Genomic DNA, 26,995 nt, shown 5'->3' with positions numbered 1-26,995 from the left:
CCTTGTTGCGGATGTTCCGGCTACTGCGGTCCGTGCCCGGCGGCCGGCACGAGGTCGGTGGGTCTGGGCCGGGGGCGGGCGGGCCCGCCGTCGAGGAGGACGGCGGCGATGCGCTCGCCGGCGCGGCCGTCCCACAGTGCGGGGCAGCGCGGCGCGGGCGGATCGTCGAGCACCTTGTCCACGGTGGCGACGATCCGGTCGGGATCGGTGCCGGCCAGGACGTTGGTGCCCTCCACCACGGTGATGGGACGCTCGGTGTTCTCCCTCAGGGTCACGCAGGGCACGCCCAGGGCGGTGGTCTCCTCCTGGACGCCCCCGGAGTCGGTGAGCACCAGCCGGGCGGAGTCCTGCAGGGCGATGAAGTCGAGGTACCCGGCGGCCGGGACGAGCCGGATGCCGTCGGGGACGCCCGGTTCGGCCAGCCGCTGCGCGGCCCGCGGGTGCACGGGCAGCAGCAGCGGGCAGCGGCCGGCGATCTCGCCGAGGGCCTTGAGCAGGCCGCGCAGCGCGCCGGGGTCGTCCACGTTGGCCGGCCGGTGCAGGGTGACCAGGCCGTACCCGCCGCGGGTGAGCCCGTGGCGGGTGAGGACGTCCGACTGCCGGGCCCGGTCCAGGTTGGCGAGGAGCGTGTCGATCATGACGTTGCCGACGACGTGGATCTGGTCCTCGCGGTAGCCCTCCGCGCGCAGGTTGGCCGCGGCGTCGGGCGAGGGGGCCAGCAGGTAGTCGCTGACCCGGTCGGTGGCGACCCGGTTGACCTCCTCGGGCATGCTCCAGTCGCGGCTGCGCAGGCCGGCTTCCACGTGGGCCAGCAGCGGGCCGGCCTTCGCGGTCACCAGGGCGCAGGCGAGGGTGGAGTTGATGTCCCCGACCACCACCACCGCGTCGGGCGCCAGTTCTTCGACGAGCGGCTCGAAGGCGGCCATCACCCGGCCGGTCTGCTGGGCGTGACTGCCCGATCCGGCGCCCAGGTACCGGTCGGGCGGGCGGATGCCGAGGTCGCGGAAGAAGACGTCGCTCATGGACTCGTCGTAGTGCTGTCCGGTGTGGACGAGGACCACCTCGGCGCCGCGGCGCTCCAGTGCGTCCATCACCGGTTTGATCTTCATGTAGTTGGGGCGCGCCCCGGCGACGCAGACGATCCTGTTCATGGGTTCAGAGCACCTCCACCTTCGGGCCGGTCATGCGGTTGCGGGTGTCGAGGACGAAGGAGGCGTGTTCGGTGATCATCGGGTAGTCGAAGGAGTCGTGGTCGGTGAGCAGGACGACGACGTCGGCGGCCGCCAGTTCCTTGCGGGTCGCTTCGACGCGGGCGAGGCGTGCGTCGACCTTGACGCTCTCCACCACGTGCGGGTCGACCGCGCGGACCTTGGCGCCCATGTCGAGGAGCAGTTCGGCGATGCGTACGGCGGGCGACTCGCGCGCGTCGCCGGTGTTCTTCTTGTATGCGAGGCCGAGCAGCAGGACGCGGGAGCCGTTGACGGAGCGGCGCTTGGCGTTGAGGGCGTCGATCACGCGGCGGGTGACGTATTCGGGCATGTGGTTGTTGATGTCGTTGGCGAGTTCGACGAAGCGGAAGTTCTGGCCGAGTTCGCGCTGGACGCGCCAGTTCAGGTACGACGGGTCGATGGGCAGGCAGTGTCCGCCGACGCCCGGTCCCGGGGTGAACTTCATGAAGCCGAAGGGCTTGCTGGACGCGGCCTCGATGGACTGCCAGACGTCGATGTCGAGGTGGCGGGCGAACATGGCGATCTCGTTGACGAGGGCGATGTTCACGTGCCGGAAGGTGTTCTCCAGCAGTTTCGCCAGCTCGGCCTCCTTGGGCGAGCGCACGGGCACGGTGGTGTCGACGAGCTGTCCGTAGAAGGCCTCGACGGCCTTCAGGGAGGCGGCGTCGACCCCGGAGACGACCTTCGGCGTCTGCTGGAAGCCCCAGACGGTGTTGCCCGGGTCGATCCGCTCCGGGCTGTAGCCCAGGTGGAAGTCGGCACCGGCGGTGAGGCCGGAGCCGTCCTCCAGGATCGGGGCGAACAGTTCCTCGGTGGTGCCCGGGTAGGTGGTGGACTCCAGGATCACGGTCGCGCCCGGGCGCAGGAAGCGGGCCAGGGTGTGGGCCGACTCCTCGATGTAGCGCAGGTCGGGGGCCCCGTCCTGCAAGGGGGTGGGGACGGTGACGACGGCGACGTCGAATCCGCCGCAGTCCCGGGCGAGTTCGCTGGGCCGGTAGGTGCCGCGCTCCAGGGCGCGGGCGAGGCGTTCGGAGGAGACGTCCTCCACGTACGACTCTCCGGCGGCGAGGCTCTTGACCCGCAGCGCGTCCACGTCGTAGCCGATCACCTGGTGGCCGACCTCGGCGGCCCGGACGGCCAGCGGAAGGCCTACGTATCCCTGTCCCACGACGACGACGCGCATCAGCAGTGACTCCTGTTCGCGGAACCGGCGGACGGGGTGCGGTGGATGAGCTCCCGGACCGTCATGGCGAGGAATGCGGCATTGGTGGTGAGGTAGCGCTTGCCGAGGCGGCGCGGCTCCTGGAGGGTGCGGTAGAACCATTCGAGGCCCATCCGCTGCCAGGCCAGGGGGGCCCGCTTGGTGATGCCGGCGAGGATGTCGAAGGAGCCTCCGACGCCGTGGACGACGTGGGCGCCGGTGCGCTTGCCGTAGCCGGCGGTGAAGATCTCCTTCTTGGGCGAGGTCATGCCGAGGAACAGCAGGCGGGCGCCGCTGTCGGCGACGGAGTCGGCGATCCCCTCCTGTTCGCAGTCGCCGAAGTAGCCGTTGCGGCTGCCCGCGACCCGCAGTTTCGGGAAGCGTTCGGAGATCTGCCCGAGCATCATCTCCAGCACCTCCTGCTGGGCTCCGAGGAGGTAGACGGGGATGTCCGCCACCTCGGCCGCCGCGAGCAGGCGCATGAACAGGTCGATGCCCGCGACGCGTTCGGGCAGCCGGACGCCCAGGACGCGGCCCGCCCAGACCACGGCCTGGCCGTCGGCCAGGACGAGGTCGCACCCGGCGACCGCTTCGGCGAGGGCCGGGTCGCGCCGCATGTTGACCAGCTTGGCGGCGTTGACCATGCCGATCTCGATCTGCTCCCCGCGCCGTACGGCGTCGAGGCAGCGCTGCACGGTCTCGTCCATGGTCAGGGGGTCGAGCGTGACCCCGAAGAGGGTGGTGCGGCTCATCTCTGCGGCCCCCCGAGCCAGGCGAACAGCATCCAGCCGAACTCGTACGGGCGGCACTCCCGGTCCACCCACCGCGGGCGGAAGAGCACGTCCAGGGGTGCGAGCCGGACCTGCGGGGCGAGGCGGGTGGTGAGCCCGCGGGCGGCCCGGACGGCCTTCTTGGGGTCGCCGCGGTAGACCTTGCGCCAGGTGACGCCGAGGTCCTCGCGGATCACCGGCTCGCGCGGGGTTCCGGCGGGCCCGGCGAGTTCGGGCACCGCCGTCATCCAGCGCAGTCCCCGGCGGATCGCCGCGGTGAAGTCCGTGCCGCCCGCTTCGGCCAGGTCGAACAGGGCGGTCGGGGCCATCGCGTGCTGGTGGACGCTGTAGACGGGGTAGCCCTCGATCACGGCGCCCTCGCGGGCGTCGTAGTGCCACCACCACTGTCCGCCGTCGCCCTGGAGGTCGACGATGCGGGCGGCGCAGGCGTCGGCGGCCGCGAGGGCCTCGGGGTCGGCGCCGCTCGCGTGCAGCCGGGCCAGCGCCTGCAGCGGATAGGTCTGGTCGGCGAAGCAGGCCACGTGCGAGCGGTAGCCGGGCAGCAGTCCCGGGCCGGTGGCGTGCGCGAACAGCGGGCCGCTGCCGCTCCTGGCCGTCAGCAGGCGGGCGCGGGCGTCCGCCAGGCGTTCCTCCACGTCCACCGCGGCGCGCGCGGCCGCGAGGGCGGAGAGCACCCAGGCCGCCTCGACGGTGTACCGGGGCCGGCCGGGCGGGTCCAGGGCGGCGACCCGGTCGAGGGCGTCGGACAGTTTCGGGTGGCCGGTCTCGGCGGCGGCCCAGGCGACGAGCGCCGCGTCGCCGAGGTTGACCACCCCGGGCAGCCGTTCCACCAGCAGTCCGGTGAACTCCTCGGCGGAGCGTCCGCCGAACAGGGCGCGCTGGCGGTCCTCCGGCAGGAACCGGGCGCCCAGTGCGGTGATGGCCGCGTACCGGGTGCTGGTCCCGCGCGGTTCCAGGCGTCGGGTGCCCTCGGGCGAGACCGCCGCGGCCCTGGTGAAGGCGAAGGTCTCGGCCTCGGGCAGATACATGGCGGGCAGACCCGCCTCGGCCAGCCCGAGCAGCCGCTGCGCCAGTACGTGCAGCTTCGGGTCCTCTTCGGCCAGTGCTGCTAATCGTGTGGTGGTCATCGGGTCCCCACCCCGACTCCCCGGGTGCCGCTCGCACCCCGCATGTCCGAGCTCTTCGGCTCCAACACACCTACCCCCTCTGATCGCTCCTCGGACGGACCTGGCGGTCGTCATTCCGCGGAGGGGGACTGCGCGTGACGGCGCCCGTGCCCGCGGCGTCCGACGCCGGGGCACGAGCCGTCCGAAGGCTGCCGTCTGGATCCCCCCAGCGATGCCTCGGACCGGGACACGCGTGCACGGCAGTGTCGGCGGGCGCGGTGGAACCACGCTCCGCCGGACGCTGCCCGCGGTGCCCTCGTCGTACACAACCCCCCACTGAACAAGGCCTGTTGCCTGCTCAGATCCCGTGTGCAGGGACACGTTATGCCCATGGATGTTCATTGATTGCGGTTTTGAGGAAATGCTTGTGGCCCAAATCGCCGGCATCCGTCAGGTGCGCTCGACGAGCGTGCCGTCCTTCTCGTCGTGCAGCGCCCCGGTGCGCGGGCACTCCCACGTGCCCGGCTCGCCGTCACGCTCCACCAGTCGGACCCCGGCCCGGCCCACCCAGCCGATCCGGCGGGCCGGCACCCCGGCCACGAGGGCGAAGTCCGGAACGTCCTTGGAGACCACCGCCCCGGCCGCGACGAGGGCCCAGCGCCCGACCCGCACCCCGGCCACGCACACCGAACGGGCCCCCAGCGAGGCACCCTCGGCCACGACGACCCCGGCCGCCTCCCAGTCGCCGTCGCGCTTGAGAGTGCCGTCGGGGTCGACCGCGCGCGGGTAGAAGTCGTTCGTGAGGACCGCGGCCGGGCCGATGAACACCCCGTCGCCCAGCTCGGCCGGCTCGTAGACGAGCGCGTAGTTCTGGAGCTTCACGTGGTCGCCGATCCGTACGCCGGGCCCGACGTACGCGCCGCGCCCCACGATGCACCCGCGCCCGAGCCGGGCCTCCTCGCGTATCTGCGCCAGATCCCAGATCGTGGTCCCCTCGCCGAGCTCGGCGCTCTCGTCCACCTGCGAGGTCGGTTGAATGCGGACACTCACGACGCGGTCCCCTTACGGTTCGCCAGACGTGCTGCGCACGGGCGTGCGAAGGCACGGATGTGCGGGTGTTCAGACGTTCCGGTGCTCAGATGTTCCAGTGTTCAGGCGTTCCGGTGTTCAGGCGTACGGCGGTACGCGCCGAGCATATGCGGCCGCGGGCCGCTCCACCCGTGGAACAACCGACTCTTCATTCCGGGCACTTGGGCGCGCCGGCCGGTGCGCCCCGCGTCCGTCAGAGGAGGCGTTCGGGAACGGAGCCGGCGGGAACGGTGCGCGTGCGCGGGCGCCCGTCGGGGGAAAGGAACTCGACGCCGCCCATGGGGTCGGCCGTGACCTCGCCGACGACGGCGGCCCGCCAGCCGTGGGGGTGGGCGCGCAGGGCCGCCAGGACCCGGCCGGTGCGCCCGGGCGGGACGAACAGGCACAGGCAGCCGGCGCACGCCGCGTCCAGCGGGGCGAGGCCGCGGGCACCGAGGGCCACCCGGGCCGCGTGGCGTACGGGCAGGGCGGACTCGTCGACGCGCAGCGTCAGGCCGCGGCCCGCCGCGCTCTGGCGCAGCACCTCGGCCAGACCGCCGGCGACCACGGTCCGGGCGTGGCGGACATCGGCGCCCACCGTCCGCAGCAGGCCGCCCAGGGGGGCGCAGTCGCTGGGCACGTGGTGCTCGTACCCCAGGCCGTCGCGCAACGACACCAGGTGGGCGGCGTGGCTGCCGAGCGGCCCGGTCACGACGATGCGGTCCCCCGGCCGGACCGTGTGGAGTTCCCGGGAGGGGCCGCCGGCCGCCACCCCGAACGCGGTCGTGGTGACGAAGACCCGGTCGGCCTCGCCCGCGCGGACGACCTGGGTGTCGACCGCGGCGATGGTGACCCCGGCCTCGGCGGCCGTGCTGCGTACCGACGCGGTCAGCCGGCGGACCAGCTCCAGCGGGAGTCCGGCCTCCAGCACGATGCCGAGGGCGATGTGCCGGGGTTCGGCGCCGGTGACGGCCAGTTCGTTGACGGCGCCGCAGACGGCCACGCGGCCGATGTCGCCGTTGCCGAAGAAGGGCGGATCGACGACGTACGTCCCGGTGCGGACGACGACGTCGCGGTCCGGAAGGAGCTCCTCCTCGACCAGGGCGCGCACGCCCGGGCCGAAACCGACCTGGGCCGCGTCCCATCCCCGTGCGTACGTCACGCCATCCCCCGATGCGCCCGATTCATGATCGTCCCATCATCCTGCGCCTACGGGGCCCCGCATACCCGTGTCACCCGTACGGCGACCGATCAGGGGTCGGTAGGGGCGGGCGGGCGTTCGTACCCGCGCAGCAGTACGACGGCGGCCGCGGTGGCGAGGACCGGCAGGGCGGCGAAGCCGGCCAGCAGGCCCAGTTCGGCGGCCGCGGTCTGCTGCGCGGCGCGGCCGGTGCCGGAGGAGACGTAGCCGGAGAGCTGGAGGACGAGTCCGTAGACGAAGGGCCCGGCGGCGACCCCGAGGCCCTCGCCGGTGGTGAACAGCCCGGACAGGACGCCCGCCCTGCGGTGCTCGGTACGGGCGGTGCACTGCGCCAGCATGGCGTACAGGAACAGCAGCTGACCGGCGTGGCCGGTGCCGGCTAGGGCCATGACGGCCAGCACCGCGGCGTCGGGCAGCACGGGGGCCGCGAGGAGGAGCAGGCAGCCGGCCGCGAACAGGCCGGACGCGAGGGCGTGGCCGCGGCGGCCGCGCAGCCGCGACCAGAGCGGGACGGTCAGCAGGTTGGGGGCGACGAACGCGACGACGAGGGGGGCCACCCCGGCCGGGTCCCGCAGCACGTGGTCGGCGAAGTACGGGGCGCCCGCGAGCAGGACGCCGGTGGCCGCGGACTGGACGACCGCGCACCGCAGCAGCGCCGTGAAGGAGGGGTTGGCGCGGGCGGCGGCGAACTGGCGGCGCAGGCCGGGCTCGATGTCGGCGGCCCGGACCGGGGCGGGCGGACCAGGGGGTGTCCGCACAGTGGCGTCGGCCGCCCGGAGGGCGGACGCGGCGGGCTCCGGGCCGGACCCCGCCGCGCCGGCGGGACTTTGCGCACACGACCCGGAGCCGGAGGTGCCGGCGAAGACCCAGAGCGCGCCGAGGGCGATGACCGCGGCGCCGAACGCGCCGGCCCAGCGGTGTCCGGCGAGGCCGCCGCCGCCGGCGTCGATCAGGGCGGGGGCGGCGGCTCCGGTGACGAGGGCGGCCACTCCGATGACCGCGACCCGCCCGCCGACCAGGCGCATGCGGTCCTCGTCGCGGGTGGCGAGCTCGGCGGGCATGGCCACGTACGGCACTTGGAAGAAGGCGAAGGCGGTGGCGGTGAGCAGGTATCCGGCCGCCGTGAACCAGGCGCCCGCGGGGCCCGGCAGCGGGCCCGCGAACGTCAGCGCGAAGGCCGCGGCCATGGCGAGCCCGCCCCACAGGACGTACGGGCGGCGGGCGCCCCAGCGGGTGCGGGTACGGTCGCTGGCGCGGCCGACGAGCGGGTTGAGCAGGGCGTCCCAGGCCTTGGGCACGAACACCACGAGCCCCGCGAGCGCCGCTCCCACGCCCAGGGTGTCGGTGAGGTACGGGAGCAGCAGCAGGCCGGGGAGGGTGGTGAACGTCGCGGTGACGAGGGACCCCGAGGCGTAGCCGAACCGCAGCCGGGCCGACGGCCCGGGCGCGGGCGGCGCCGCGCCTCGCGTGCGCACGGTCCCTGTGGTGGCCATCGGGGGCTCCCTTCCGGGATCGGGGAGAGCGGGGTGAACGGGGGCGGGCGAACGGGACGTCGGGCGGAACGGGGGAAGCGGGGATGCCAAGGCCCCGCGCCCGAAGGGTGGGGGATGCCCCGAGGGGGCGGGGCCTTGGCTCGGGTCCGTGAAGCCCCCTTTGCTCTTACGGGACTTGACGGAGGCTCTCCGGTACCCACACTCCCGCAGGCGGCATGGACGGCGCTAAAGCCCCGGCCCCGCGGGCCCGGCCGGCGGGCCGGACGAGTTCCTGCCATGCACTTTGCTGACACCGGCTCCGGCTGGCTGCCCGCTCCGCGGCCGCCCCACCATGGCTGCAGAGAAGGAGAGGGACATGACAGTCGACAACGGCACGGCCTCGCCCCCCACCATCCATGGACACGCGACCGCGGGCACCCAGCACCTGATCCACCGTCCGCCCTCGCGGGCGTACTACGCCCTCGACGCACCCAGCCTGGGTGAGGAGAACTTCACCCTCGTCGGCGCCACTCCCGTCACCCACCCGCTCTTCAACGACGGCCCTGGCCGCTTCCACGACCTGCAGATCGCGACCGAGACGGTCCGGGAGATCGGCGAGTTCGTCGGCCACCGCTACTTCGGCGTCCCGGACGACCGGCCCGGCCTGTTCTACCGCTTCACCCTCGACTTCACCGACCTCTCCGCCTGGCGCACGGACCCGGGCGGCCCCCGTCCCGTGCCCCTGGCCACCCACATTCGGGCCCGTCCGGCGAACGTGGTGGCCGAGGTACCGCGCGGTCTCGACTTCCACCTCCAGGTGACCATCGACGGCCGCCCGTGCGCGACGGGAGCGGCCGGGCTGGTCTTCCTGATGCCGAAGCTGTACCGCAAGCACGTGGAGCACTCCCGGCGGGCCCTGCAGGCCGCACCGGAGATCGACGACGCGCCGGACGGTCCGCTGCGCCCGGCCGGCTCCGCCGAGGCGGGCCGCTACGCGCCCGAGAACATCGTGGTCAGCGAGCCCACCGACGTCTCGCGCGGCCGGCTGAGCACCTGGCTCCTCCCCACCCCCGTCAGCCCCCTGTTCACCGGCGAGGACGGCCAGTACTCCGGCCTGCACCTGCTGGAGGCGCTGCGCCAGACCTCGCTGCTCGCCGCGGGCCGCGCGCACGGGCTGAGCTCCGCGCACAGCACCCTCGGCGCCTGCCGGATCCACTTCCGCGGGCCTGCGGAGCGTGAACTGCCGCTGCGCTGCGTCGCGGTGGCCGGACCGCTCGGGCGGGACGACGAGGGCCGGCCGTCCGTCCCGATGACGCTCATCCTGACCCAGCGGCGGCGCGCGGTGGCGGAGGCCCGTACCACCGTGGTGCAGGACCACTGAGCACGATGCGCTTCGGGATCCTGGGCCCGCTGGAGGTCACCGGCGCCGCGGCCCCCACGGACGGCGGCCGGGAGCCCTCGTACGCTCCGCAGGCCGCCAAGCTGCGGGTCGTCCTCGGCACGCTCCTGATCCGCGCGAACGAGGTCGTGTCGGTGGAGAGCCTCATCGACGAGCTCTGGCCGGACGCACCGCCGCGCACGGCGACGACCACCCTCCAGGTGTACGTGTCCCACCTGCGCAAGACCCTCCGGAGCGCCGATCCGGCGAACGGCCGCGAGGCCCTGGTGACCCGGCGCCCGGGGTACCTGCTGCGGGTCGGCGCGGACGCCGTCGACGCGCTGGCTTTCGAGGACCTGTCCCGGCGGGGCCACCAGGCCCTGCAGGCTTCGGACTTCAGCGCCGCGGCCGATCTGCAGCGGCGGGCGCTGGCGCTGTGGCGGGGGCCGCTGCTGTCGGACACCCCGCACGGGCCGGTGCTGGAGGGCGCCGCCGTGCGGCTGGCCGAGGCGCGCACCACCGCCCTGGACGAGCGGATCCGGGCCGAGCTGCACCTCGGGCTGCACCGCGAACTGGTCGCCGAGCTGCAGGAACTGGTCGCCGAGCACCGGATGCACGAGGAGTTCCACACGCACCTGATGGTGGCGCTGTACCGGTGCGGACGGCAGGCCGAGGCCCTGCGGGTGTTCACGACGCTGCGCCGGACCCTCGTGGAGGAGCTCGGGATCGAGCCGGGCCCGTCGTCGACCCGGCTCCAGCGGCGCATCCTGGAGGGCGACCCGGCGCTGACGCGTGCCGGGGGCCGGGCCGCCGGCCCGGGCCCGGGCGTGGGGACGACCGCGGGCACGACCGCGGTGACGGCGGGCAGGCAGGCCGGGGCGGCCCGGGACCCCGGTCACGACCGGCTGCCCGCGGCCGTCGCCGACAGCGGTGCGGGCGCGGGCGCCGCCGGCTGGTCCTCGGCGCCCGGCGCACTGCCCGCCGCCGACCCCTGCTTCACCGGCCGCACGGACGAACTGAACCAGCTGGAGCGGATGTTGCGCAGCGCCCCGGCCGGCGGCTGCGTCGCCGTGACGGGCATGCCGGGCGCCGGGAAGACCGCGCTGGCCGTCGAGGCCGCGCACCGGGTCGCCGACGCCTTCCCCGACGGGCGGCTCTACCTGGACCTGCGGGACGGCACCGGCCCCGGTCTGCCGCCGGGCGCGGGAGCCGTCCTCAAGCGGCTGCCGCCCGCTTCCGCCGGGCCCGGCGCGACCCCCGCCGACGGCGCTCGGCAGGCCCCCCGGCTGCTGCTGGTCCTGGACGGGGTGGGCTCGGAGGCCCAGGTACGGCCCCTGCTGCCCGCCCTGCGGGGCGCCGTGGTGCTGCTCGTGGCACGCCGGGTGCCCGCGGGGCTCCCCGGGTTGCGGTCGGTGCTCCTCGGACCGTGGCGTCCCGACGAGGCCCAGCGGCTCGGCGGGCTGTTCACCGGACGTGCCGGGACCCGGCCCGGGGCGCTCGGCGCCGCGGCCGCGCCGGCCCTCGGGCCGGGCATCGGGCCCGACACGGTCGCGGAGATCGCCGAGCTGTGCGGCCGGCTCCCGCTCGCCGTGCGGACCGCCGCGGCGCAGCTCGCCGCCCGTCCGCACTGGACGGCCGCCGTCCTGGCGGACCGGCTGCGGGACGAGGCCGGACGCCTGGACGTGCTGCGCACGGGTGACGTGGACGTCCGGGCCCGCCTCCTGGACGCCTACGGAGCCTGCCCCGAACCGCAGCGGCGGGCCTTCCGGCTGTTGTCCCTGCTGCCGCCCGGCCGGTTCGGCGCCCGGCAGGCCGCGGCCGCCCTCGACCTGACCGGGGCACAGGCCTCGTCGGTGCTGGAGTCGCTGGCCGACGAGCGGCTGGTGGCCGTGGACCACGACGGCTGCCGGCTTCCGGAGCTGCTGCGGCTGCTCGCGGTGGAACGGCTGGCGCTGGAGGACCCGCCCGAGGTGGTCCGGGCGGCGGCGGAACGCGTGTGCCGGGCGTACGCGGCCGCCGCCGCGGCGGAGCCGGGCCGGGTGTCCGACTCCGGCGCGCGCGGGCTCGTACGCCTGGCCCGGACCGCGTACGGGGCGGGGCTGTGGGCACTGGCCGTACGGCTGACGGACGCCCTGGCCGGCTGGGTGCCGGACGACGGGGAGGCCGTGTACGCGCTGGGGCTGGACGCCGCGCGGCGCTGCGCCGACCGGTCGGCGCAGGCACGGATGCGGCGCTCGCTCGGTGAACTCGCCTGGCAGTACCGGCGCGTGGAGCAGGCGCACGAGCTGTTCTCGGGCGCCTTGGAACTGGCTCGCGGGGCCGGCGACGAGGAGGAGGCCGCCCGCGCCCTGGTGGGCCTGGCCGAACTGCGCCTGGACGCCGGGCAGTCCGCGGAGGCCGCCGCACTGCTGGAGCCCGCCCTCACCGCCCTGTCGGCGCCGGGCCGCACCCGCGGCCGGTACGAGGCGAGCCGCGCGCGGGCGCTGCTGGCACTGGCGCAGGAGGGGCCGGAGAGCGCCCGGGCGTGGTTCGGCGAGTGCCTGGAGCTGGCGGGGGCGCTGCGCGACCGGCGGCTGGAGGTGTACGCGCTGCGCTCGCTGCGGGCGCTGAGCCGGCCGCCGGAGAGCGGCTGCGGCCCGGCGTCACGCGCCGTGGAGATCAGCCCCGGCCTGTGGCGCATCCACCCGGCCGGTGTCCCCACGAGACGGGCCGGCCCGGCCGGTCACCGCTAACCCTGCGAAAGGAGCACCATGAGCACGATGGGCACCCTGCCGGCAGCGCTCGGCCCGGTGACGGAGCTCGTCGGCCGGGAGCTCGAGGCGGCCATGCTGCGCGAGCGGCTGCGGGACCCGCTGGTACGGCTGGTGACGGTCACCGGGCGGGCCGGGGTGGGAAAGAGCCGGCTGGCGCTGGAGGTCGTACGGGAGATCGGCGCGGAGTTCCGCCGGGTGGAGGTCCTCGACGCCGGGGCGCCGGGCACGCTGTCGGCCCTGTCCGCGCCGCCCGCCCTGTCCGCGCTGCCCGCCCTGTCCGCACCGCCCGCACGCGACGGGCAGCAGGAGCCCGGCCGGGTTCTGCTGCTGCTCGACGGCTGCGACCACGAGGCCCGCCCGGGAGCCGCCGGGGCGCTGGAGGCGCTCGCCGGTGACCCGCGGGTGGTGGTGCTGGCCACGGCGGTGGAGCCGCTGGGGGTGTACGGGGAGCTGCTGCTGCCGCTGAACCCGCTGCCTGTCCCGGGCCCGGCCGGCGGCGACGCGGCCGCCGCCGATCCGCACGAGCTCCAGCAGGTGGCGTCGGTGGAGCTGTTCGTACGGCGGGCCCGGGCCGCCGACCCGGCCTTCGCACTCACTCCGGAGAACGCCGGGGCCGTCGCGGAGATCTGCACGCTGCTGGACGGGCTGCCGCTCGCCGTCGAACTCGCCGCGCGGCGGATGAGGCTGCTGCCCGCGCACCTGCTGCCGGTGCGGCTGCGGGACCGTACGACCGTCCTGTCCGGCGGGCCGGCGAACGCGCCCGAGCGGCACCGCTCGCTCGCCGCCCTCGCGCAGTGGAGCTGCCGCGGCCTGGACGCCCCGGCCCGTGCGCTGCTGGGCCGGCTCTCGGTGTACGAGCCGGGCTTCGGCCTGTCGGCGGCGCGGCTGTCGGCCGAGCCGGCCGTCGACACGCTGATGGACCGCGGCCTGCTGGTCGTGGTGGGTGAGGAGCGGGGGGAGTTGCGGCTGGCCGTCTCCGAGCCCGTGCGCTCCGCCGCGCGCGACGCCTTGGCGGAGGCGGACGGCGAGGACGCGGCCCGTGACGCGCACGCCGAGCGCTACCGGACGCTGGTGGGCTCCGCGCGGGCCGGGCTCCGCGGCACCGGACAGGACCGTCTCCTGCGGGAGCTGGCCGCCGAGGGGGCGAACGTGACGGCGGCCCTGCGGCGGCTGCGCGAACGGGGCGACGCCGGGGCGGCCGCCACCATGGCGCTCGGCTGCCGCCTGCCCTGGCTGGTCCAGGGGCGGCTGCGGGAGGGCCTGGAGTGGTGCGACGAGCTCGACGGGGAGGGCGGTCCGGCGCTGCCGGACGCCGTGCGGGCCCGCCTCGCCGACATGTCCGGCGTCTTCGCGCTCGCCCTGGGCGATCCGCAGGAGGCGGTCCGCCGCCACCGGCACGCGCTCGCCCTGGGCAAGGGCGTGGGCGACCGCCGACAGAACGCGCTCGTCTCCGCCCACCTCGGCGCGGCCCTGCTGGAGGCCGGCGACCCGCCGGGGGCGCGGGCCGTGCTGGTGACGGCGCTCAGCGCGCTGGAGGCGATGGGCGTCACCGGCGGCGCCGCCGGGGCGGCCGTCTCGCTGGCCGGCGTCCTGCGCGCCGAGGGCGACCGGCGCCGGGCCCAGGAGCTGCTGGACCGGGCGGTGGAGGTCCTGCGGCGGAGCCGGGACGGACGGGGCCTCGCCCATGCCCTGCGCAAGGAGGCGGCGCTGGCCCTGGACGGCGACGAGCCGGCCCGGGCCGACCGGGCGCTGCGGGAGGGCCTGCAGCTCTTCGGGGCCGTTGGCGAGCGGACGGAACTGCCGGGTCTGCTGGAGGAGTTCTCGCTGCTGCTGATGCGCACCGCACCGGCCCAGCGGCCGCGGACGGTGCGGCTGCTGGCGGCGGCCGACACCCTGCGCGCCGCGACGGGCGCCGCGGTCCCGGACGAGTGGCGGTCGGCGGCCGAGCGGGCCCGGACGGACCTGGGCGCACGCATGGACTGGACGGACTTCGCGCTGGCCTGGGCGGAGGGCGTAAGGATGACCGCGTCCGAGGCGGTGGCGGAGGCCCTGTCGGCTCCCGCGCCGGCGCGCCGCCCGTCGAGCGGACCGGCTCCCGAGGACCAGTCGCTGACCCCGCGCCAGGTCCAGGTGGCGCTGCTGGTCTCCGAAGGTATGACGAACCGCCAGATAGCAGCCAGGCTGGACATTTCCGAGTGGACGGTGGTCAACCACGTGCGGCAGGTCATGCGCCGCCTGGGGTGCTCCTCCCGGGTGCAGGTCGCGGGGGCGGTGGGCAGATGGGCCTGACGAGGTCGGCCCCGACGGGCCCGACGCACCCGACGTCCCCTGCGGGCGCCGTCCGTACGGCGGGCCGCTCCGGGCGCCCGCCCGCCCGGCCGCCGGACCTGACGCCGCCCGCCGAGGTCGCCGAGCGGTTCCGGGCCGCCGGCTGGTGGCGCGGGGAGACCTTCCTCGACGACCTGTACCGGACGGCCGCCGGTGCGCCGCAGCGTCCCGCGATCGTCTCCGACCGGGCCCACCGGCCCGCCGGACGGCGCCTGGTGACCGTCACCTACGCCGAGCTCGCCGCGTACGTCGACCGGTTCGCCGCCGCCCTGTCGTCCCTGGGCGTCGTGGCGGGCGACCCGGTCGCCTACCAGCTGCCGAACTGGTGGGAGACCGCGGCGCTCACCCTGGCCTGTCTGCGGGTCGGCGCGGTCGCGGTGCCGGTGCTGCCGACCGTACGGGCCCACGGTCTGCACCGGATCCTGGACGCCACCCGGGCCCGGATCTGCGTGGTGCCCGACGTGTGGGAGGGCTTCGCCCACGCCGAGGCCCTGGCGGACCTGGCCGGCCGGCTGCCGTGGCTGCGCCACCGGGTCGTCGTGGGCGACGCGGCGGCGACCGCAGCCGTGGACTTCACCGCGCACTTCCTGCGGACCGCGCACGAACGCACGGCGGCGGGCCGGCGGAGCAGGCCGCGCGGCGGGCGGGCCGACCGGCCCGCCCTGCTGATCAGCGTCATGGGGCTGCGGGACGCCTACACCTCGGTGCTGCACTCCCCCAACACCCTGTACGCCAACATCTCCGCGCAGAGCGCTCCCGACGGGCCCGGACGGCGGCCGGGCGAGGTCTTCCTCAGCACCCTGCCGCTCACCTCCCTGGCCTCCCTGATCTACACCGTGTGCTGGCCGCTGGCCGTCGGCGGGACCGGCGTGTGCCAGGACGTGTGGGACCCGGGCCGCTGCCTGGACCTGATGGCCACGGCCGGGGTCGACCAGGTGTACGCGGAACCGGCCTACCTCTCCGAGCTGGTGACGGCGCAGCGCCGCCGGCCTCGGGCGCAGCGGCGGTTGCGGCTTGTGCTGTCGGGGGGCCGTACCAGTACGCCGGCGCCGCTCGCCGAGGAGCTGCGGGAGGTGTTCGGGGTACCGGTGCTCTCGGTGTGGGGGGCACCGGAGCTGGGCATGGGCGCGCTCTCCGGGGACGTGCCCGGCGGTGGTGACGGGGTCCGCCCGCTGGGCGGGCTGGAGGTGTCGGCCGGGCCCGCGGGCTCGGCGCTGGAGGTGCGCGGCCCGTCGGTCTGCCTGGCGACCTGGCGGCACGGTGCTCCGGCGCCGGTGGCGACCTGGGAGCACGCGGACGGCTGGCTGGACACGGGGGACCTGGCCGCGGCCGACCGGCACGGCGGGATACGGGTCCTGTCCCGGGCCGGCACACGGACCGGCGCCATCTTCATGGTGCCGGTCTCCGAAGTGGAGGAGCGGCTGCTGGCCCACCCCCGGGTACGGGAGGCGGCGGTGGTCGCCTACACCGACCCGGAACACGGGGAGCTGCCGTGCGCCGTCGTGGTCCCGGCCGCCGACGAGGGGCCGCCGGGGCCGGCAGAGCTCCGCGAGCACCTCGTCTCCCTGGGTGTGGCGGAGGCCTTCCTGCCCACCCGGTTGGAGATCGTCGGGGCGCTGCCGCGCGACGACCGGGGCCAGGTGCGCCGGGAGGCCCTGCGGAGCTGGCTGGCCCGGCTACGGCCGGGCACCCCCCGTCCGGCTCCCACCTGAGACCGGCCGGGAACCTGGACGGGCCTCGGGCAGGGCTGGGGCGAGCTCGGACGGGACTCGGCGGAAGCCGGGACAGGCCCCGGGCGCGAGAGGCCGGGGCCGGGACAGGCCCCGGGCGGGAGCCGGGGCTCGCCGGGGGCCGGGGCGGGGCTCGGGCGGGAGTCGGGCGGGGTGGCGGCGGCCCGGCGGGCGTCCCGGACGACAGGACAGCGTCAGCCGGCGATCTCCCGGGCGAGGGCCCCGAGTTCCCCGCGCCACGCGGGGGTGATCCCGGCTCCGGCCACGGCCTTGTCGGCGCGGACCACGAGCGCGGCGATGGTCTCCTCGGCCCGGTCCCGCGCCCGGTCGTCGAAGAACACGTCGCGCAGGAACTGGGCGTCGCCGTCGAAGCCCGGGCCGCCGCCGAGGAATCCGCGGATCCGCCATGCGGCGTGCAGGACGCGGGCGTATTCCTCATAGGCCTCGCGGAGGTCGTCGCGGCCCGCGAGCGCGGCGCCGATCAGCAGTGCGTGGCGCAGCCCGTACCAGCCGGCGCCGCATCCGGTGGCGCAGCCGTCGAGGCACTGGCCGGGCCAGGCGTCGTCGAGGTACTCGGTGGCCGCGGCGGCCTCCATGTGTGCGCCGATCGCCCGCTCGGCCCGCAGGTCGTCCCACAACAGGCGTGCCTCCTGGGGCAGTCCGGCGGCGAGCCGGTCGCCGTAGGCGAGCGCGAGGTCGCCCGCGAGCACGGCGGTGCCCTCGCCGAACCGGCGCGGCTCGCCGCGCCAGCCGTTGCGCTCGTGTTCGGCGGCGTGGCTGATGTGCAGGGTCGGGATGCCGCGGCGCAGCGGGGCGTTGTCCCGGACGTCGGCGCGGATCACCCAGCAGGTGTCAAGGAGTTCGAGGGCGGCGGCGGCCGCCGGGGCTGCGCCGTCGTCGGGGTCGCCGCCGGCGGCGAGGTAGCCGGTGAGGCAGATGGCGGGGCGGGCCCGTTCGCCGCCAGCCTGGACGAGCTCGGCCACGCCCATCACCAGGACGGCGCTGCGCGGGTCGGAGGTGCGCCGGCGGCGGTGCTCCTGCGCGAGGAGCCGCGCGAGCTCCTCCTCGACCCGGTCGAGCATGGCGTCGCGGACCTCTCCGGGCGACGCGGTGCGCCACGGCTGGTCGTGTGTTGTGGTCATGGTGCCCTCCCTGCGGGCTACGGCTCATGACCGACTTTCCCGGACGCGGCGCGCGGAAGCCACCTGTTCGGCGTTCGGAGACGGTAACGGGGGGTGCGGCGGGTCCGATCCGTGCCAGGAGCCTGCCACGGGAGGGCCCACCGGGCCGGGCTTGCCATGTCCTTGCCACGGCCTTGCCATGGCGACCGCCCACGCGCCGCCCGCCGCCCGCCTCAGACGGGTTGCCCGGCGGCCGCCGGGTCGAGGTCGACCGGCAGGGCCTGCCGACCGGGGATGTTCAGTTTGCGGTAGACGCGGGTGAGGTGCTGTTCCACCGTACTGACCGTGATGTAGAGCTTCCTGGCGATCTCCCGGTTGGTGTGGCCGTGCACCGCGAGCAGCGCCACCCGCCGCTCCGACTCGCTGAGGGCCGCCACCAGTCCGGGGTCCGGGGCGTCGGCCCGGCCTCCCCCGCCGGTGTCGTCCTCGGTGTGGCCGGGGAGGATCCGCTCGCGCAGGGCGTCGGCCCCGCAGGTCTTCGCGAGGTGCCATGCCTTGCGGTTGACCATGGCGGCCCGTGCCGGATCGCCCGCCTCGCGCAGCGCCTGCCCGAAGTCCGACATGGCGCGGGCCAGTTCGTAGGCGTCCCCCGAGCGCTGGAGTTCGTCGACGGCCTTGGCCAGCATCGCCTGGCGTTCCCCGGGCTCGCGCAGGGACGCCCGCAGCCGCAGGGAGATGCCGCGCACCCAGGGGTCGGCGGCGTCGCGGGTGGTGAGCTGGTCCGCGAGGAAGCGCTCCGCCTGGTGGGCCTCGCCGAGCCGGAGCAGGGCCTCGGCGGCGTCCGTGCGCCAGGGGAGGACCCGGGGCCGGTCCAGGCCCCAGCGCTTCGCGTGCCGGCCGATGTCCAGGAAGTCGCCCAGGGCCGCGTGGAAGCGGCTCGTCGCCAGGGCGTGGTGGCCCCTGGCGCGCAGGTGCGCCAGGGCGTGCACGCCGCCGGTGTGCACGGCGGAGGCGGGCCCGCCCAGGGCTGCCGCTGCCTCCTCCAGCCGGCCCGTCGCGGTCAGGGCCCGCGCCCGGGTGCCCGCCAGCGCGCTGAGCAGCACGCTGGCGCCCCGGGCCGGCGCCGCCCGCAAGGCCTCCCCGGCGGTTTCCGCCGCGCCCGTCAGGTCGCCCAGGCGCAGCCGGGCCTCGGCGGTGAGCCCGGCGAACACGGCCTGCCAGCCGGTGGCCCCGCGCCGGGCCGCCTGGTGGGTGAACTCCTCGCACCAGGGCAGGGCCCGGGCCGCGCCGTCCAGGTACAGCAGGGTGCGCAGGGCCTGCGCCACCGGTTCGACGGTGCCCTCGGCGAGGGTGGCGCCGCGCAGGAACAGCTCGGCCGACCGGGCGGCGGCGCCTTCCTCCGCCTCCACGGGGAGCGCCCACAGGGCCGCCGGGTGGACGGTGGTCCCGGCGGAGCTGACGGCGGGGCAGGTGCCGGACCCCGCCGGGGCGCTCCGCCGGCCGGCGGCCCACCGGGGGAACGCCGACAGGCCGTCCAGCGGGTCGCCGCCGGGGATGCCGCCGTGGCGGGCGCCGCCGGCTCGGGTGCCGCCGGCCGTCAGCCGCTCCAGCACGTCGGCGGACTCGTCGATGCGGCCCTGCGCGGCCAGCGCCCTGGCCAGGGGGGCGAGGGCCTGCGGACCGAGCTGTCCGGCGCCGGCGGCGGCAAGCGGGGCCGCGAGGCGGTGCTCCGCGGCCGCCGGGTCGGTGCGGCCCAGGACGACACCGAGCCTGACGTCCACCTCGGCGCGGGACGTGGCGTCCGGGCAGGCCTCGTGGGCGAGCCGCAGGAGTGCCACGGCACGGTCGGGGTCGCCCTCCGCCACGTGCTGGTCCGCGGCGGAGCGCAGGACGGGCAGGGCCCACTCCGGGCGGGTGTCGTGTGCGGCGAGGAGCTGTCCGGCGACCTCGGTGTCGGGCGCGCCCGACGCGCGCGCCAGCAGGGCGGCCTCCGTGTGCAGGGCGGACCGGTCGGCGGGGTCGAGCCGGTCCAGTACGGCGGCCCGGGCGGCCGGGTGGCGCAGTCCGCGGTGTCCGCGCCGTCCGTGCGGGCCGTCGGGGACGAGCAGTCCGGCGTCCTCCAGGGCCGCGAGGGCGCGTAGGGCGGTGCTCTCGTCGGTGCCGCTCAGCCGGGCGAGGTGTGCGGGCGTGGCCGGGCCGTCCAGTACGGCGAGCGCCGCGCCGAGTCGGGGGGTGGCGGGTCCGCAGCGGTGCAGGCAGGTGAGGACGGCCTGGGCGTAGGCGTCGCCGGGCCGTTCCGACGGGTCCTGCAGGAGGGCCCGCAGCAGCAGCGGATTGCCGCCGCTGGCCTCGTGGAGCCGGGCCGCCTCCGCCTCGGTGCGGCCGGGCAGCAGGGCGTGGACGGCGTCGGGGGTGAGCCGCCCGAGCCGCAGGCGGACGAAGTGGGGCAGGCGGAGCAGTTCGGTGCGCAGCAGCGGGTCACTGTCGTATTCGTGCGGGGAGGCCGTCAGGACCAGCAGGACGGGGGCGCGGCGGATCTCGCGCGCGAGGTGGAGCAGGTGGCGGCCCGAGGGCTCGTCCACGTGGTGCAGGTCGTCCACGCAGATCACCACGGGTGCGGCGGCGCTCAGTTCGCGGACGGCGACCGCGAAGTCCCGCAGGGCCAAGGGGTCCTCGGCGTCGTCCGGTGACGAGGGCAGGGGCAGGGACCCGGGCGGTGCGTCGGCGGCCAGCCGGCGCAGGACTCCCAGCCGGCGGCCGCGTCCGCCGGCGTCGCCGCCGGCCCGCAGGACGAGGGCCCCGCGGTCCTCGGCGTGCGCGGCGGTCGTTTCGAGGAATTCGCTCTTTCCGCAGCCGACCGCCCCCTCGACGAGCAGTAGTCCGGCATTTCCCTCGGCGCAGCCGTCGAGCAGCGCTGCTGACACGGACATTTCCTCGGCACGGCGGAACGGCAGCATGAAAATCCCCCAGGATCCCCGTTCCGCGTATGCGAGGCGTTCAAAGCATTCGATGTATTCGACGCATTCGAAATGTGAACACGAATACCGAACGGGGGTGTTCGAGCGTGGAGCGAGCGAGAATTCCCGCTCAGTCTAGGGGCCGGATCCGGCACCCGGTGGTGTCCGGAAGTTGCCTGGCATCAATCCCCGCGACGGGCGACGGGGAAGATCCGGCGGGGGATATTCCGCGGGTGGCCGGGCCGCTGCCACTCGCGGGGATAGCCGACGGAGACCTCCTCGAAGCGCACGCCGTCGTACCAGGTGGTCCGCGGGATGTGCAGGTGCCCGTAGACGACGGCGGCGGCGCGGAAGCGGACGTGCCAGTCGGCGGTGAGCTCGGTGCCGCACCACTGCGCGAACTCGGGGTGGCGCAGTACGTCCGTCGGGGCGCGGACCAGCGGGAAGTGGTTGACGAGGACCGTGCGCAGGTCGGGGCCGCACGCGGCCAGCCGCTGTTCGGTGGCGGCGACGCGGGCCCGGCACCAGTCCTGCCGGGAGGGGTGGGGATCGGGGTGCAGCATGAACTCGTCGGAGCACACCACCCCGGCCTCGTAGGCCTGTTCCAGGGCCTGTTCCCTGGTGGCGGCGGTGGGCGTGCGGAAGGTGTAGTCGTACAGCAGGAAGAGCGGGGCCACGACGAGCGGGCCGCCCGGCCCCGCCCAGACGGGGTAGGGGTCCTCCGGAGTGTGCACGCCGAAGGACCGGCAGATCTCGACCAGCCGCCGGTAGCGGGCCTCCCCGCGCAGGGGGTCGGGGTCGTCCCGGACGGTCCACAGTTCATGGTTTCCGGGCGCCCACACCACGGTGGCGTAGCGCCGGGTGAGGAGGTCGAGCACCCACCGGAGATCGTCGAGTGACTCGCTCACGTCGCCGGCCACGATGAGCCAGTCGGCGGGACTGTCGGGATAGAGGTCCTCGACGATCCGGCGGTTCTCCGGGAATCCGACATGGAGGTCGCTGATACCCATGAGGTTTCCGTGCGGCATTACGCGAGTGTGCCCGGTCGGCGCCCGCTCCAACACCCCTTAACCACCCCTCAATTGACGCCGACGCACCCTTGTTCGGGCACATGGCAGGGGGATGGCAATGCCGGGGCCGCCGGCTGCCGGAGGACCGGCAGGCTCGGGGCCGGCCGGCCGTTGGATGGCAGCGGTCTGGGAGAGAACCGGGCCGCACCCGGGTGTGTCCGGTTGACCTGCGCCTTCGACGCTGGCCGGGGTGGCGCGGCGGCGTGAACGTGGGAGCTGTCCGACCGGAACAGCGACCCGAGGGAACACCGTGCTCACAAAGCTCCTGCCCGCGAACGTCGCGACTGCCGAAGCCACCACCGACCCCGCCGACGTCTTCCTCTACCCCGAGGAGGAACGCCTCATCCGCAACGCCGTACCCAAGCGGCGGCTGGAGTTCGGCACCGTCAGGTGGTGCGCCCGCCGCGCCATGGGAGAGCTGGGGCTGCCCCCGGCTCCCGTGGTGCCGGGCCGGCGCGGTGCCCCGCAGTGGGCGCCCTCGGTCGTCGGATCCATGACCCACTGCGCCGGCTTCCGGGGCGTGGCACTCGCCCGCTCCGCCGAGTTCGCCTCGGTCGGGGTGGACGCGGAACCCAACGCCCCCATGCCGGAAGGCGTCCTCGACTCGATCGCACTGCCCCGCGAGCTCGATCTCGTCGCCGGGCTGGAACGGACCGCGCCCGGTGTGGCGTGGGACCGGCTGCTCTTCAGCATCAAGGAGGCCGTCTACAAGACCTGGTTCCCGCTCACCGGCCAGGAACTCGACTTCACCGACGCCCTGGTGAGCGTGGACCCGGGGCGGGGCACCTTCCACGCCCGGCTGCTGCCGGACCCCGAGGCCCTCTCGCCGGCCGGGCCGACCGCCTTCGACGGTCGCTGGTCCGCGGAGCGGGGCGTACTGCTGAGCGCGATAGCGGTGCCGGCTGCCCGGCTCGCCGTCGTCGGCGCTCCGGTACGCGGAAGCGCTCCCCGCATCTGCCGTGCGGGGAGCGCTTCGTGAACCGCCGGACGTGACGTCAGGTCACGTCCACTGGTCGTCCTCGGGCTTGGCGCCGATGTCGGTACCGGCACCGGTGTCGACGTCGGTCAGCCGGACGGTGACGGACGACTCGGCGGACGCGCCGGACACGACCGGTCCGGACATGTGCTGAACTCCCACCGCCACTACCACACCCGCCACCGCAGTCAAGCATATCGAGAAGACCTTAACGGAAACTGTTCTCACGACTTCCCCCAGTCGAAGATCGAGATCTGCTCATCCGAACCGCTCGCCACTTCCGGCTCAGCGGCCCGGTTGATGGGAACAGAGTGCTGGCTCTCGATCAATCCCGCCAAGGGCGGTACGTTGGCGTAAAGTTACGTGGCAGCAAATACATCAATCAGCGGGGGCTGACATGTTTGCAGGGGAGGGCTCGGATTCGGGGTTCGCCGAGCTGGACGACGTCAGTGCCGCGGCATACGGCCTGGCCGTCGAGTACGGCCGCTTCGAGCGCGAACGGATCGCCGAACAGCTGTCGCTGACACCCGAGGAGATCTCCCGGGTGGAACAGGTGCTGAGCGGGGTCCGCCTCTTACAGGCGATGCCGGGAAACCCCGCCGAACTGACCCCCGTCACGCCCGACGTCGCCGCCGCGTCCCTCGTCGCACCCGCCGAGCGGCACATACGCGACCTCCAGCAGGCGGTCACGGACGTCCGGGCCAAGCTGCTGTCCCTGACTCCCCTGTACTTCGAGGGCCGCCGGGTCCGCAACCGGCTGGAGGCCTTCGACGTCATCACCGACGTCTCCCGGATCCAGTCGATGCTCAACCACCTCACCCAGAGCTGCCAGAGCGAGATGCTCACCGTCCAGCCCGGCGGCGCCCGGCCCGCCTACGCGCTGGCACAGGCCCGGGAGTCCGCGCTGACGACCCTCTCGCGCGGGGTCCGGATCCGGACCATCTACCAGCACACCGCCCGCAACGACCTGCCGACCCGCAGCTACGTGCGCGAGGTGAGCGAACAGGGCGCGGAGATCCGCACCGCCGACGAAGTCATCGACCGGCTGATCATCTACGACCGGGAGGTGGCCTTCCTGCCGGAGCGCTCCGCCGGCGACCGCACGCCCGGCGCGGCGATCGTGCGCGAGCCCACCCTGGTGGCGTTCCTGTGCTCGGTCTTCGAGTACCTGTGGGACGGGGCCAGCCCCTACGTGGTGGATTCGCAGCGCTCCCCCGCCTCCTCCGACGAGCTGAAGTGGTCGATCATCCGGTTGATGACCAAGGGCTACAAGGACGAGATGGTGGCCCGGCGGCTCGGCATGTCCGTGCGCACCTGCCGCCGCCACATCGCCGAGATCACCGAGGAGCTGGAGGCCACCAGCCGCTTCCAGGCCGGCTACAACGCCGCCCGGCAGGAGATGCTCGCCGGGGACTCGGTGTCCTCCTAAGGGCTGTCCCGCAATCCCCGGTGGATCAGCGCACGGCGTCAGATGCGGTGCATCGCAAGGCGGAGGGGCGCCCCCATACTGGGCGTATTCGGGCGTTCCGACAACGCAGCGAGGTGCCGTAGCCGGCGTCGTGCGCCCGCCGGGGATTGCGGGACAGCCCTGAGGGAGTGCCGTCCAGGCCCCGCCGGCCGGGCGGGACTTCGACGACACGACCTAAGGGCTGTCCAGGTCCTCGTCGAGCGCCTCGGTGATGGCGTCCACGCAGTCCTGGTCGAGCATCGTCGTGACGTGGGCGTCCTGGAGCCGGCCGAAGCCCGCGTCGTAGACCGCGGCACTGACCACGTAGCCGTCGGCGACCGGAAACGTACGGAAGATCCACTCGTCCCCGGTCCCCGCGGTGCCGTCGGGCCGCTGGACCCGCACGGCCCGGCCGTCGGGGCCGAAGCCGAACTCGGTGAAGCGGAACTGCATGCCCTGCCCGATCGCCTTGCTGTAGGCCTCCTTGAGCGTCCACAGCCGCACGAGGGCGTCGTTGCGCTGCGGTTCCGGCATCCCCGACAGCAGCACCGACTCGTACGGGGTGCAGATGTGCCGGCCGAGTCCGCTGCCGTGCATCTCGCGGTCGGCGCGCTCGGCGTCCACCCCGATCAGCCCGCAGGTCGTCAGGCCCACCAGCAGCAGGTCGTCGGTGTGGCTGAGGCTGATGTCGATCTGGTCGCAGCCGCGCAGGTACGGGCGGCCGGTCGGCCCGTAGGCCAGCTCCAGGTCGGCGGGATCGCTGCCGAGCACCGCGCTCGCCGCGTGTTTGAGGAGCATCCGGGAGGCGATGTAGCGGCCCCGTACGTCGGCGTGGGTCAGGTCCAGGTAGCGCGTCCAGTCGCGGCCGAGCAGCTCGCGCAGCCCGTCGCCGGAGGGCACGACCGGCTCCAGGTCCCTCAGCCACGCGTACACCAGGGCGGTCCCGTGCGTGGCCAGGTCGTCCCGCACCCGGTCCCACGAGTCACCTCCCGGTACCACGGCGACGGGCTCACCGAGCGGCGGGCCGAGCGAGGGGCTGCCCGGGGCAGTCATCCGTACTCCTTCACGAGGGTGTGGACCTCCCGGAGACTGCGTGCCTCCAGCAGGCGGTGTACCGGTACCCGGTGGCCGGACTCCTCCAACAGCGCCACCAGTCGGAGCAGGTTCAGCGAGTCCCAGCCCGGCAGGTCTGCCAGGGCCGTGTCCGCGCCTTCGGGGAACCCGATGTCCAGGCCGAGGTCGTCACGGACCGTCCGCAGGAACACCTCGAGGCTATCGAGGCCCATCGGCCCGCCCTCCCCCCGGGGTTTCGGTGACGCGCACGTGCGCGGGGACCTCCGGCAGCCGTACCAGGTCATGGTGGAACACCACCGGACCGTCGGCGGAGCCGTCGGTTCCGGCGGGTTCCGCCGGGGTGAACCCGCAGGACGGGTAGAAGTCCCGGGCGCGGTGGTTGCGGGCGGTGGGAACGTACCGTGCGCTCACCGCGGTCAGCCCGAGCTCCCGCGCCCGGGCCAGCAGCACGGCGAGGCAGGTCCGCTCCACGCCGCGGCCGAGCACCCGGCAGCTGAGCCACATGCCGTCCAGCCGGAGCACCCCCTCGGCGATGGTCCCGAGCACCGCGCCGACCAGGCCGTTGTCACCGAACCGGTCCGCGCTGCGCACCACGAGCAGGAGCCGCCCCGGAGCGGCCGCCAGCAGGGCCAGTTCGTCCTCCGGGAGGCCTGTGCCGCTCAGGTTGAACTGGTTGGTCCGCAGGGTCAATTGGGACACGCGGGCGAATTCGTGACGGCGGGGCGGGCCGAGCCCGACGCTCACCTGCAGGGCCCGCAGGAACTCCTCGTACGAGCCGGAACCCGCCCGCAGCGCCCCGCGCTCGCGCCGCCCTCGGTACTCGCCGGTCCTGGCGCGGTCCTCGGCGGTCAGCCGCAGGGTGTCGAACCAGCCGTCGGCGAGGAGCCGGGTCACGTGCAGCGCGGGTTCCCCGTCGAGTGCCACGACGGCGACCTCGGGCGCGCCGAGCCGTACCTGGGCGCGCTCGGCCGGGGAGTCGTCGGCGAAGACGAGGGCGTCGGGGGCGAGGTCCAGGGCCCGGGCGATGTCGGCGAGGTTGCCGTCCTTGGGCTCCCAGTTGGCTCTGACCGCGGCGAAGTCCGGCTCGCGCAGGACGAGGTCGGGGTGGGCGGCGAGCGCCTCCAGAACGGGGCCCTCGTCGTTCTTGCTGCTCACGGCGAGGAGCACGCCCTGGGAGGCGAGCTGTTTGAGGCACTTCTGGAAGGCGCCGAACGCCTCCCCGCGCAGGGTGCCCGCCGCGGCGATGCCGTCGGGCCCGTCCTCGCCGAGCACCCCGTCCCACAGGGTGCCGTCGAGGTCGAGCACGAGGCATTTGCGGACCCTGCCGCGCAGGGCGCGGGCCAGGTGTCCGATCTCGCGGGCGTAGGCGGCCAGGAGTCCGGCACCGAGGTGGACCTTGGCGTGGCGGGCCAGCCGGGGGTCGGTGACCGGCCCGCCCTCGCCGATCAGCGGTTCCAGGTCGATCACCACGAGCCGGGTGGCGGACTCGGTCAGCCGCAGCAGTCGGGCGTTGAACTCCCGCCAGACGGCTCCCAGTCGGGCCCGGGAGCGGTGGTCGACGAGCTGGTGGCTACAGGAGCGGGGCAGCGGGACGGTGTTGAGGACCAGGGTCCCGGGGACCTCGGCCGCGAGGGCGGCGCACCGGCCCAGCGCCTCCTCCCCGGCACGTTCGACGTCCTCGGGTCCCCACACCGGGGGGACCTGGGAGAAGAGGGTCTCGGCGTCCAGCAGGCACAGGGTGAGGTCCGGTGCGGCCGTCCGCAGTTCGCCGGCCGGATCGGTGAGGTCGCGCAGGTAGGTCCCGTGCTCGCCGAGCACCGGGCGCAGCAGCATCCCGTGGCGGGCCAGTTCGCCCCTGAGGGGTTCGACGACGTGGCCGGCGGTGGACTGGCCGGTGACCGCCACCGTCACCACGGGGGTGTGCGGGTGGTGCTCCAGTACGGCGGCGTGGTCGAGGCCGGCGAGCAGCCGGCCCGCCGCCGCGGCGCCGGGCCCGTCCTCCTCGGCGAGCAGTGCCGGCACCTGGTCGTAGGCCTTCTCCAGCAGCCCTCGCCCGCGCAGCTCGCGCAAGCGGTCCGGTCCCCTCGTCATCG

Annotated in this window: 20 protein-coding genes; 6 read left to right on the top strand and 14 right to left on the bottom strand. The window is 75.1% G+C overall.

The features are described 5' to 3' along the window. Window positions 1-20: 20 nt before the first annotated feature. The 7 genes from wecB to ACZ3X1_RS29675 form a co-directional block, all read right to left on the bottom strand. Window positions 21-1,151 carry a non-hydrolyzing UDP-N-acetylglucosamine 2-epimerase gene (gene wecB, locus ACZ3X1_RS29705; protein WP_467281623.1) on the bottom strand — a complete coding sequence of 377 codons (1,131 nt, stop codon included), beginning with the start codon at window positions 1,149-1,151 and terminating at the stop codon, window positions 21-23. Window positions 1,152-1,155: 4 nt separating this feature from the next. After that, entirely contained in the window at window positions 1,156-2,412 is a 1,257-nt protein-coding gene (locus ACZ3X1_RS29700) for a nucleotide sugar dehydrogenase (protein ID WP_356812610.1), read from the bottom strand. Continuing rightward, a complete protein-coding gene (locus ACZ3X1_RS29695; RefSeq protein ID WP_362630738.1) occupies window positions 2,412-3,182 on the bottom strand; it encodes a WecB/TagA/CpsF family glycosyltransferase in 771 nt (256 codons plus the stop codon). Before ACZ3X1_RS29695 ends, ACZ3X1_RS29700 begins: the two co-directional genes overlap by 1 nt. After that, the gene (locus tag ACZ3X1_RS29690) at window positions 3,179-4,348 is read right to left on the bottom strand and encodes a hypothetical protein (protein WP_467281621.1); all 1,170 of its coding nucleotides are present in this window, start codon (window positions 4,346-4,348) and stop codon (window positions 3,179-3,181) included. Before ACZ3X1_RS29690 ends, ACZ3X1_RS29695 begins: the two co-directional genes overlap by 4 nt. A gap of 429 nt (window positions 4,349-4,777) precedes the next feature. After that, complete coding sequence (locus ACZ3X1_RS29685; RefSeq protein WP_356812607.1) at window positions 4,778-5,377, bottom strand: acyltransferase; 600 nt, start codon at window positions 5,375-5,377, stop codon at window positions 4,778-4,780. A 232-nt stretch (window positions 5,378-5,609) separates the two neighbouring features. After that, the gene (locus tag ACZ3X1_RS29680; protein ID WP_467281620.1) at window positions 5,610-6,557 is read right to left on the bottom strand and encodes an AIR synthase-related protein; all 948 of its coding nucleotides are present in this window, start codon (window positions 6,555-6,557) and stop codon (window positions 5,610-5,612) included. Between the two features lie 89 nt (window positions 6,558-6,646). Continuing rightward, window positions 6,647-8,089: an MFS transporter gene (locus tag ACZ3X1_RS29675; protein WP_467281619.1), complete on the bottom strand. Its 1,443-nt coding sequence runs from the start codon at window positions 8,087-8,089 to the stop codon at window positions 6,647-6,649. A gap of 355 nt (window positions 8,090-8,444) precedes the next feature. Between ACZ3X1_RS29675 and ACZ3X1_RS29670 the strand changes: the two genes are divergently transcribed. Genes ACZ3X1_RS29670 through ACZ3X1_RS29655 form a run of 4 tightly spaced genes read left to right on the top strand, consistent with a single transcriptional unit; the run spans window position 8,445 to window position 16,239 of the window. After that, window positions 8,445-9,449, top strand: coding sequence for an AfsA-related hotdog domain-containing protein (locus ACZ3X1_RS29670; protein WP_467281618.1), 1,005 nt, complete (start codon window positions 8,445-8,447; stop codon window positions 9,447-9,449). A 5-nt stretch (window positions 9,450-9,454) separates the two neighbouring features. After that, complete coding sequence (locus tag ACZ3X1_RS29665) at window positions 9,455-12,178, top strand: AfsR/SARP family transcriptional regulator (protein ID WP_467281617.1); 2,724 nt, start codon at window positions 9,455-9,457, stop codon at window positions 12,176-12,178. Window positions 12,179-12,196: 18 nt separating this feature from the next. Next, the gene (locus tag ACZ3X1_RS29660; RefSeq protein WP_467281616.1) at window positions 12,197-14,488 is read left to right on the top strand and encodes an ATP-binding protein; all 2,292 of its coding nucleotides are present in this window, start codon (window positions 12,197-12,199) and stop codon (window positions 14,486-14,488) included. Further along, window positions 14,479-16,239 (top strand): AMP-binding protein, encoded by a 1,761-nt coding sequence (locus ACZ3X1_RS29655; protein ID WP_467281615.1) that lies wholly within the window; start codon window positions 14,479-14,481, stop codon window positions 16,237-16,239. Before ACZ3X1_RS29660 ends, ACZ3X1_RS29655 begins: the two co-directional genes overlap by 10 nt. A gap of 212 nt (window positions 16,240-16,451) precedes the next feature. Here ACZ3X1_RS29655 and ACZ3X1_RS29650 read toward each other — a convergent pair whose 3' ends face one another. From ACZ3X1_RS29650 to ACZ3X1_RS29640, 3 genes are all read right to left on the bottom strand, one after another. Then, window positions 16,452-17,399 carry a polyprenyl synthetase family protein gene (locus ACZ3X1_RS29650; RefSeq protein WP_467281614.1) on the bottom strand — a complete coding sequence of 316 codons (948 nt, stop codon included), beginning with the start codon at window positions 17,397-17,399 and terminating at the stop codon, window positions 16,452-16,454. A gap of 212 nt (window positions 17,400-17,611) precedes the next feature. Next, window positions 17,612-20,308, bottom strand: coding sequence for a helix-turn-helix transcriptional regulator (locus ACZ3X1_RS29645; protein ID WP_467281613.1), 2,697 nt, complete (start codon window positions 20,306-20,308; stop codon window positions 17,612-17,614). A gap of 209 nt (window positions 20,309-20,517) precedes the next feature. Continuing rightward, window positions 20,518-21,345, bottom strand: a complete 828-nt coding sequence (locus ACZ3X1_RS29640; RefSeq protein WP_436840774.1) for a metallophosphoesterase family protein — start codon at window positions 21,343-21,345, stop codon at window positions 20,518-20,520. A 310-nt stretch (window positions 21,346-21,655) separates the two neighbouring features. Between ACZ3X1_RS29640 and ACZ3X1_RS29635 the strand changes: the two genes are divergently transcribed. Further along, window positions 21,656-22,384: a 4'-phosphopantetheinyl transferase family protein gene (locus ACZ3X1_RS29635; protein WP_467281612.1), complete on the top strand. Its 729-nt coding sequence runs from the start codon at window positions 21,656-21,658 to the stop codon at window positions 22,382-22,384. 21 nt (window positions 22,385-22,405) lie between these two features. Here ACZ3X1_RS29635 and ACZ3X1_RS29630 read toward each other — a convergent pair whose 3' ends face one another. Further along, window positions 22,406-22,528, bottom strand: a complete 123-nt coding sequence (locus ACZ3X1_RS29630; RefSeq protein ID WP_467281611.1) for a hypothetical protein — start codon at window positions 22,526-22,528, stop codon at window positions 22,406-22,408. Window positions 22,529-22,778: 250 nt separating this feature from the next. Here ACZ3X1_RS29630 and ACZ3X1_RS29625 point away from each other — a divergent pair, with 250 nt between their 5' ends. Next, window positions 22,779-23,810, top strand: coding sequence for a LuxR C-terminal-related transcriptional regulator (locus ACZ3X1_RS29625; RefSeq protein ID WP_356812595.1), 1,032 nt, complete (start codon window positions 22,779-22,781; stop codon window positions 23,808-23,810). A 213-nt stretch (window positions 23,811-24,023) separates the two neighbouring features. Here the strand turns inward: ACZ3X1_RS29625 and ACZ3X1_RS29620 are convergent, their stop codons facing one another. Genes ACZ3X1_RS29620 through ACZ3X1_RS29610 form a run of 3 tightly spaced genes read right to left on the bottom strand, consistent with a single transcriptional unit; the run spans window position 24,024 to window position 26,993 of the window. Beyond that, entirely contained in the window at window positions 24,024-24,881 is an 858-nt protein-coding gene (locus tag ACZ3X1_RS29620) for a 4'-phosphopantetheinyl transferase family protein (protein ID WP_356812594.1), read from the bottom strand. After that, window positions 24,878-25,114, bottom strand: coding sequence for a phosphopantetheine-binding protein (locus tag ACZ3X1_RS29615; RefSeq protein ID WP_362630779.1), 237 nt, complete (start codon window positions 25,112-25,114; stop codon window positions 24,878-24,880). Before ACZ3X1_RS29615 ends, ACZ3X1_RS29620 begins: the two co-directional genes overlap by 4 nt. Continuing rightward, window positions 25,101-26,993 (bottom strand): HAD-IIIC family phosphatase, encoded by a 1,893-nt coding sequence (locus tag ACZ3X1_RS29610; RefSeq protein ID WP_467281610.1) that lies wholly within the window; start codon window positions 26,991-26,993, stop codon window positions 25,101-25,103. Before ACZ3X1_RS29610 ends, ACZ3X1_RS29615 begins: the two co-directional genes overlap by 14 nt. Window positions 26,994-26,995: the final 2 nt, after the last annotated feature.

This window comes from Streptomyces sp. NPDC023541 (genome assembly GCF_055559995.1).
This window is presented reverse-complemented; position numbering and strand designations above follow the sequence as displayed.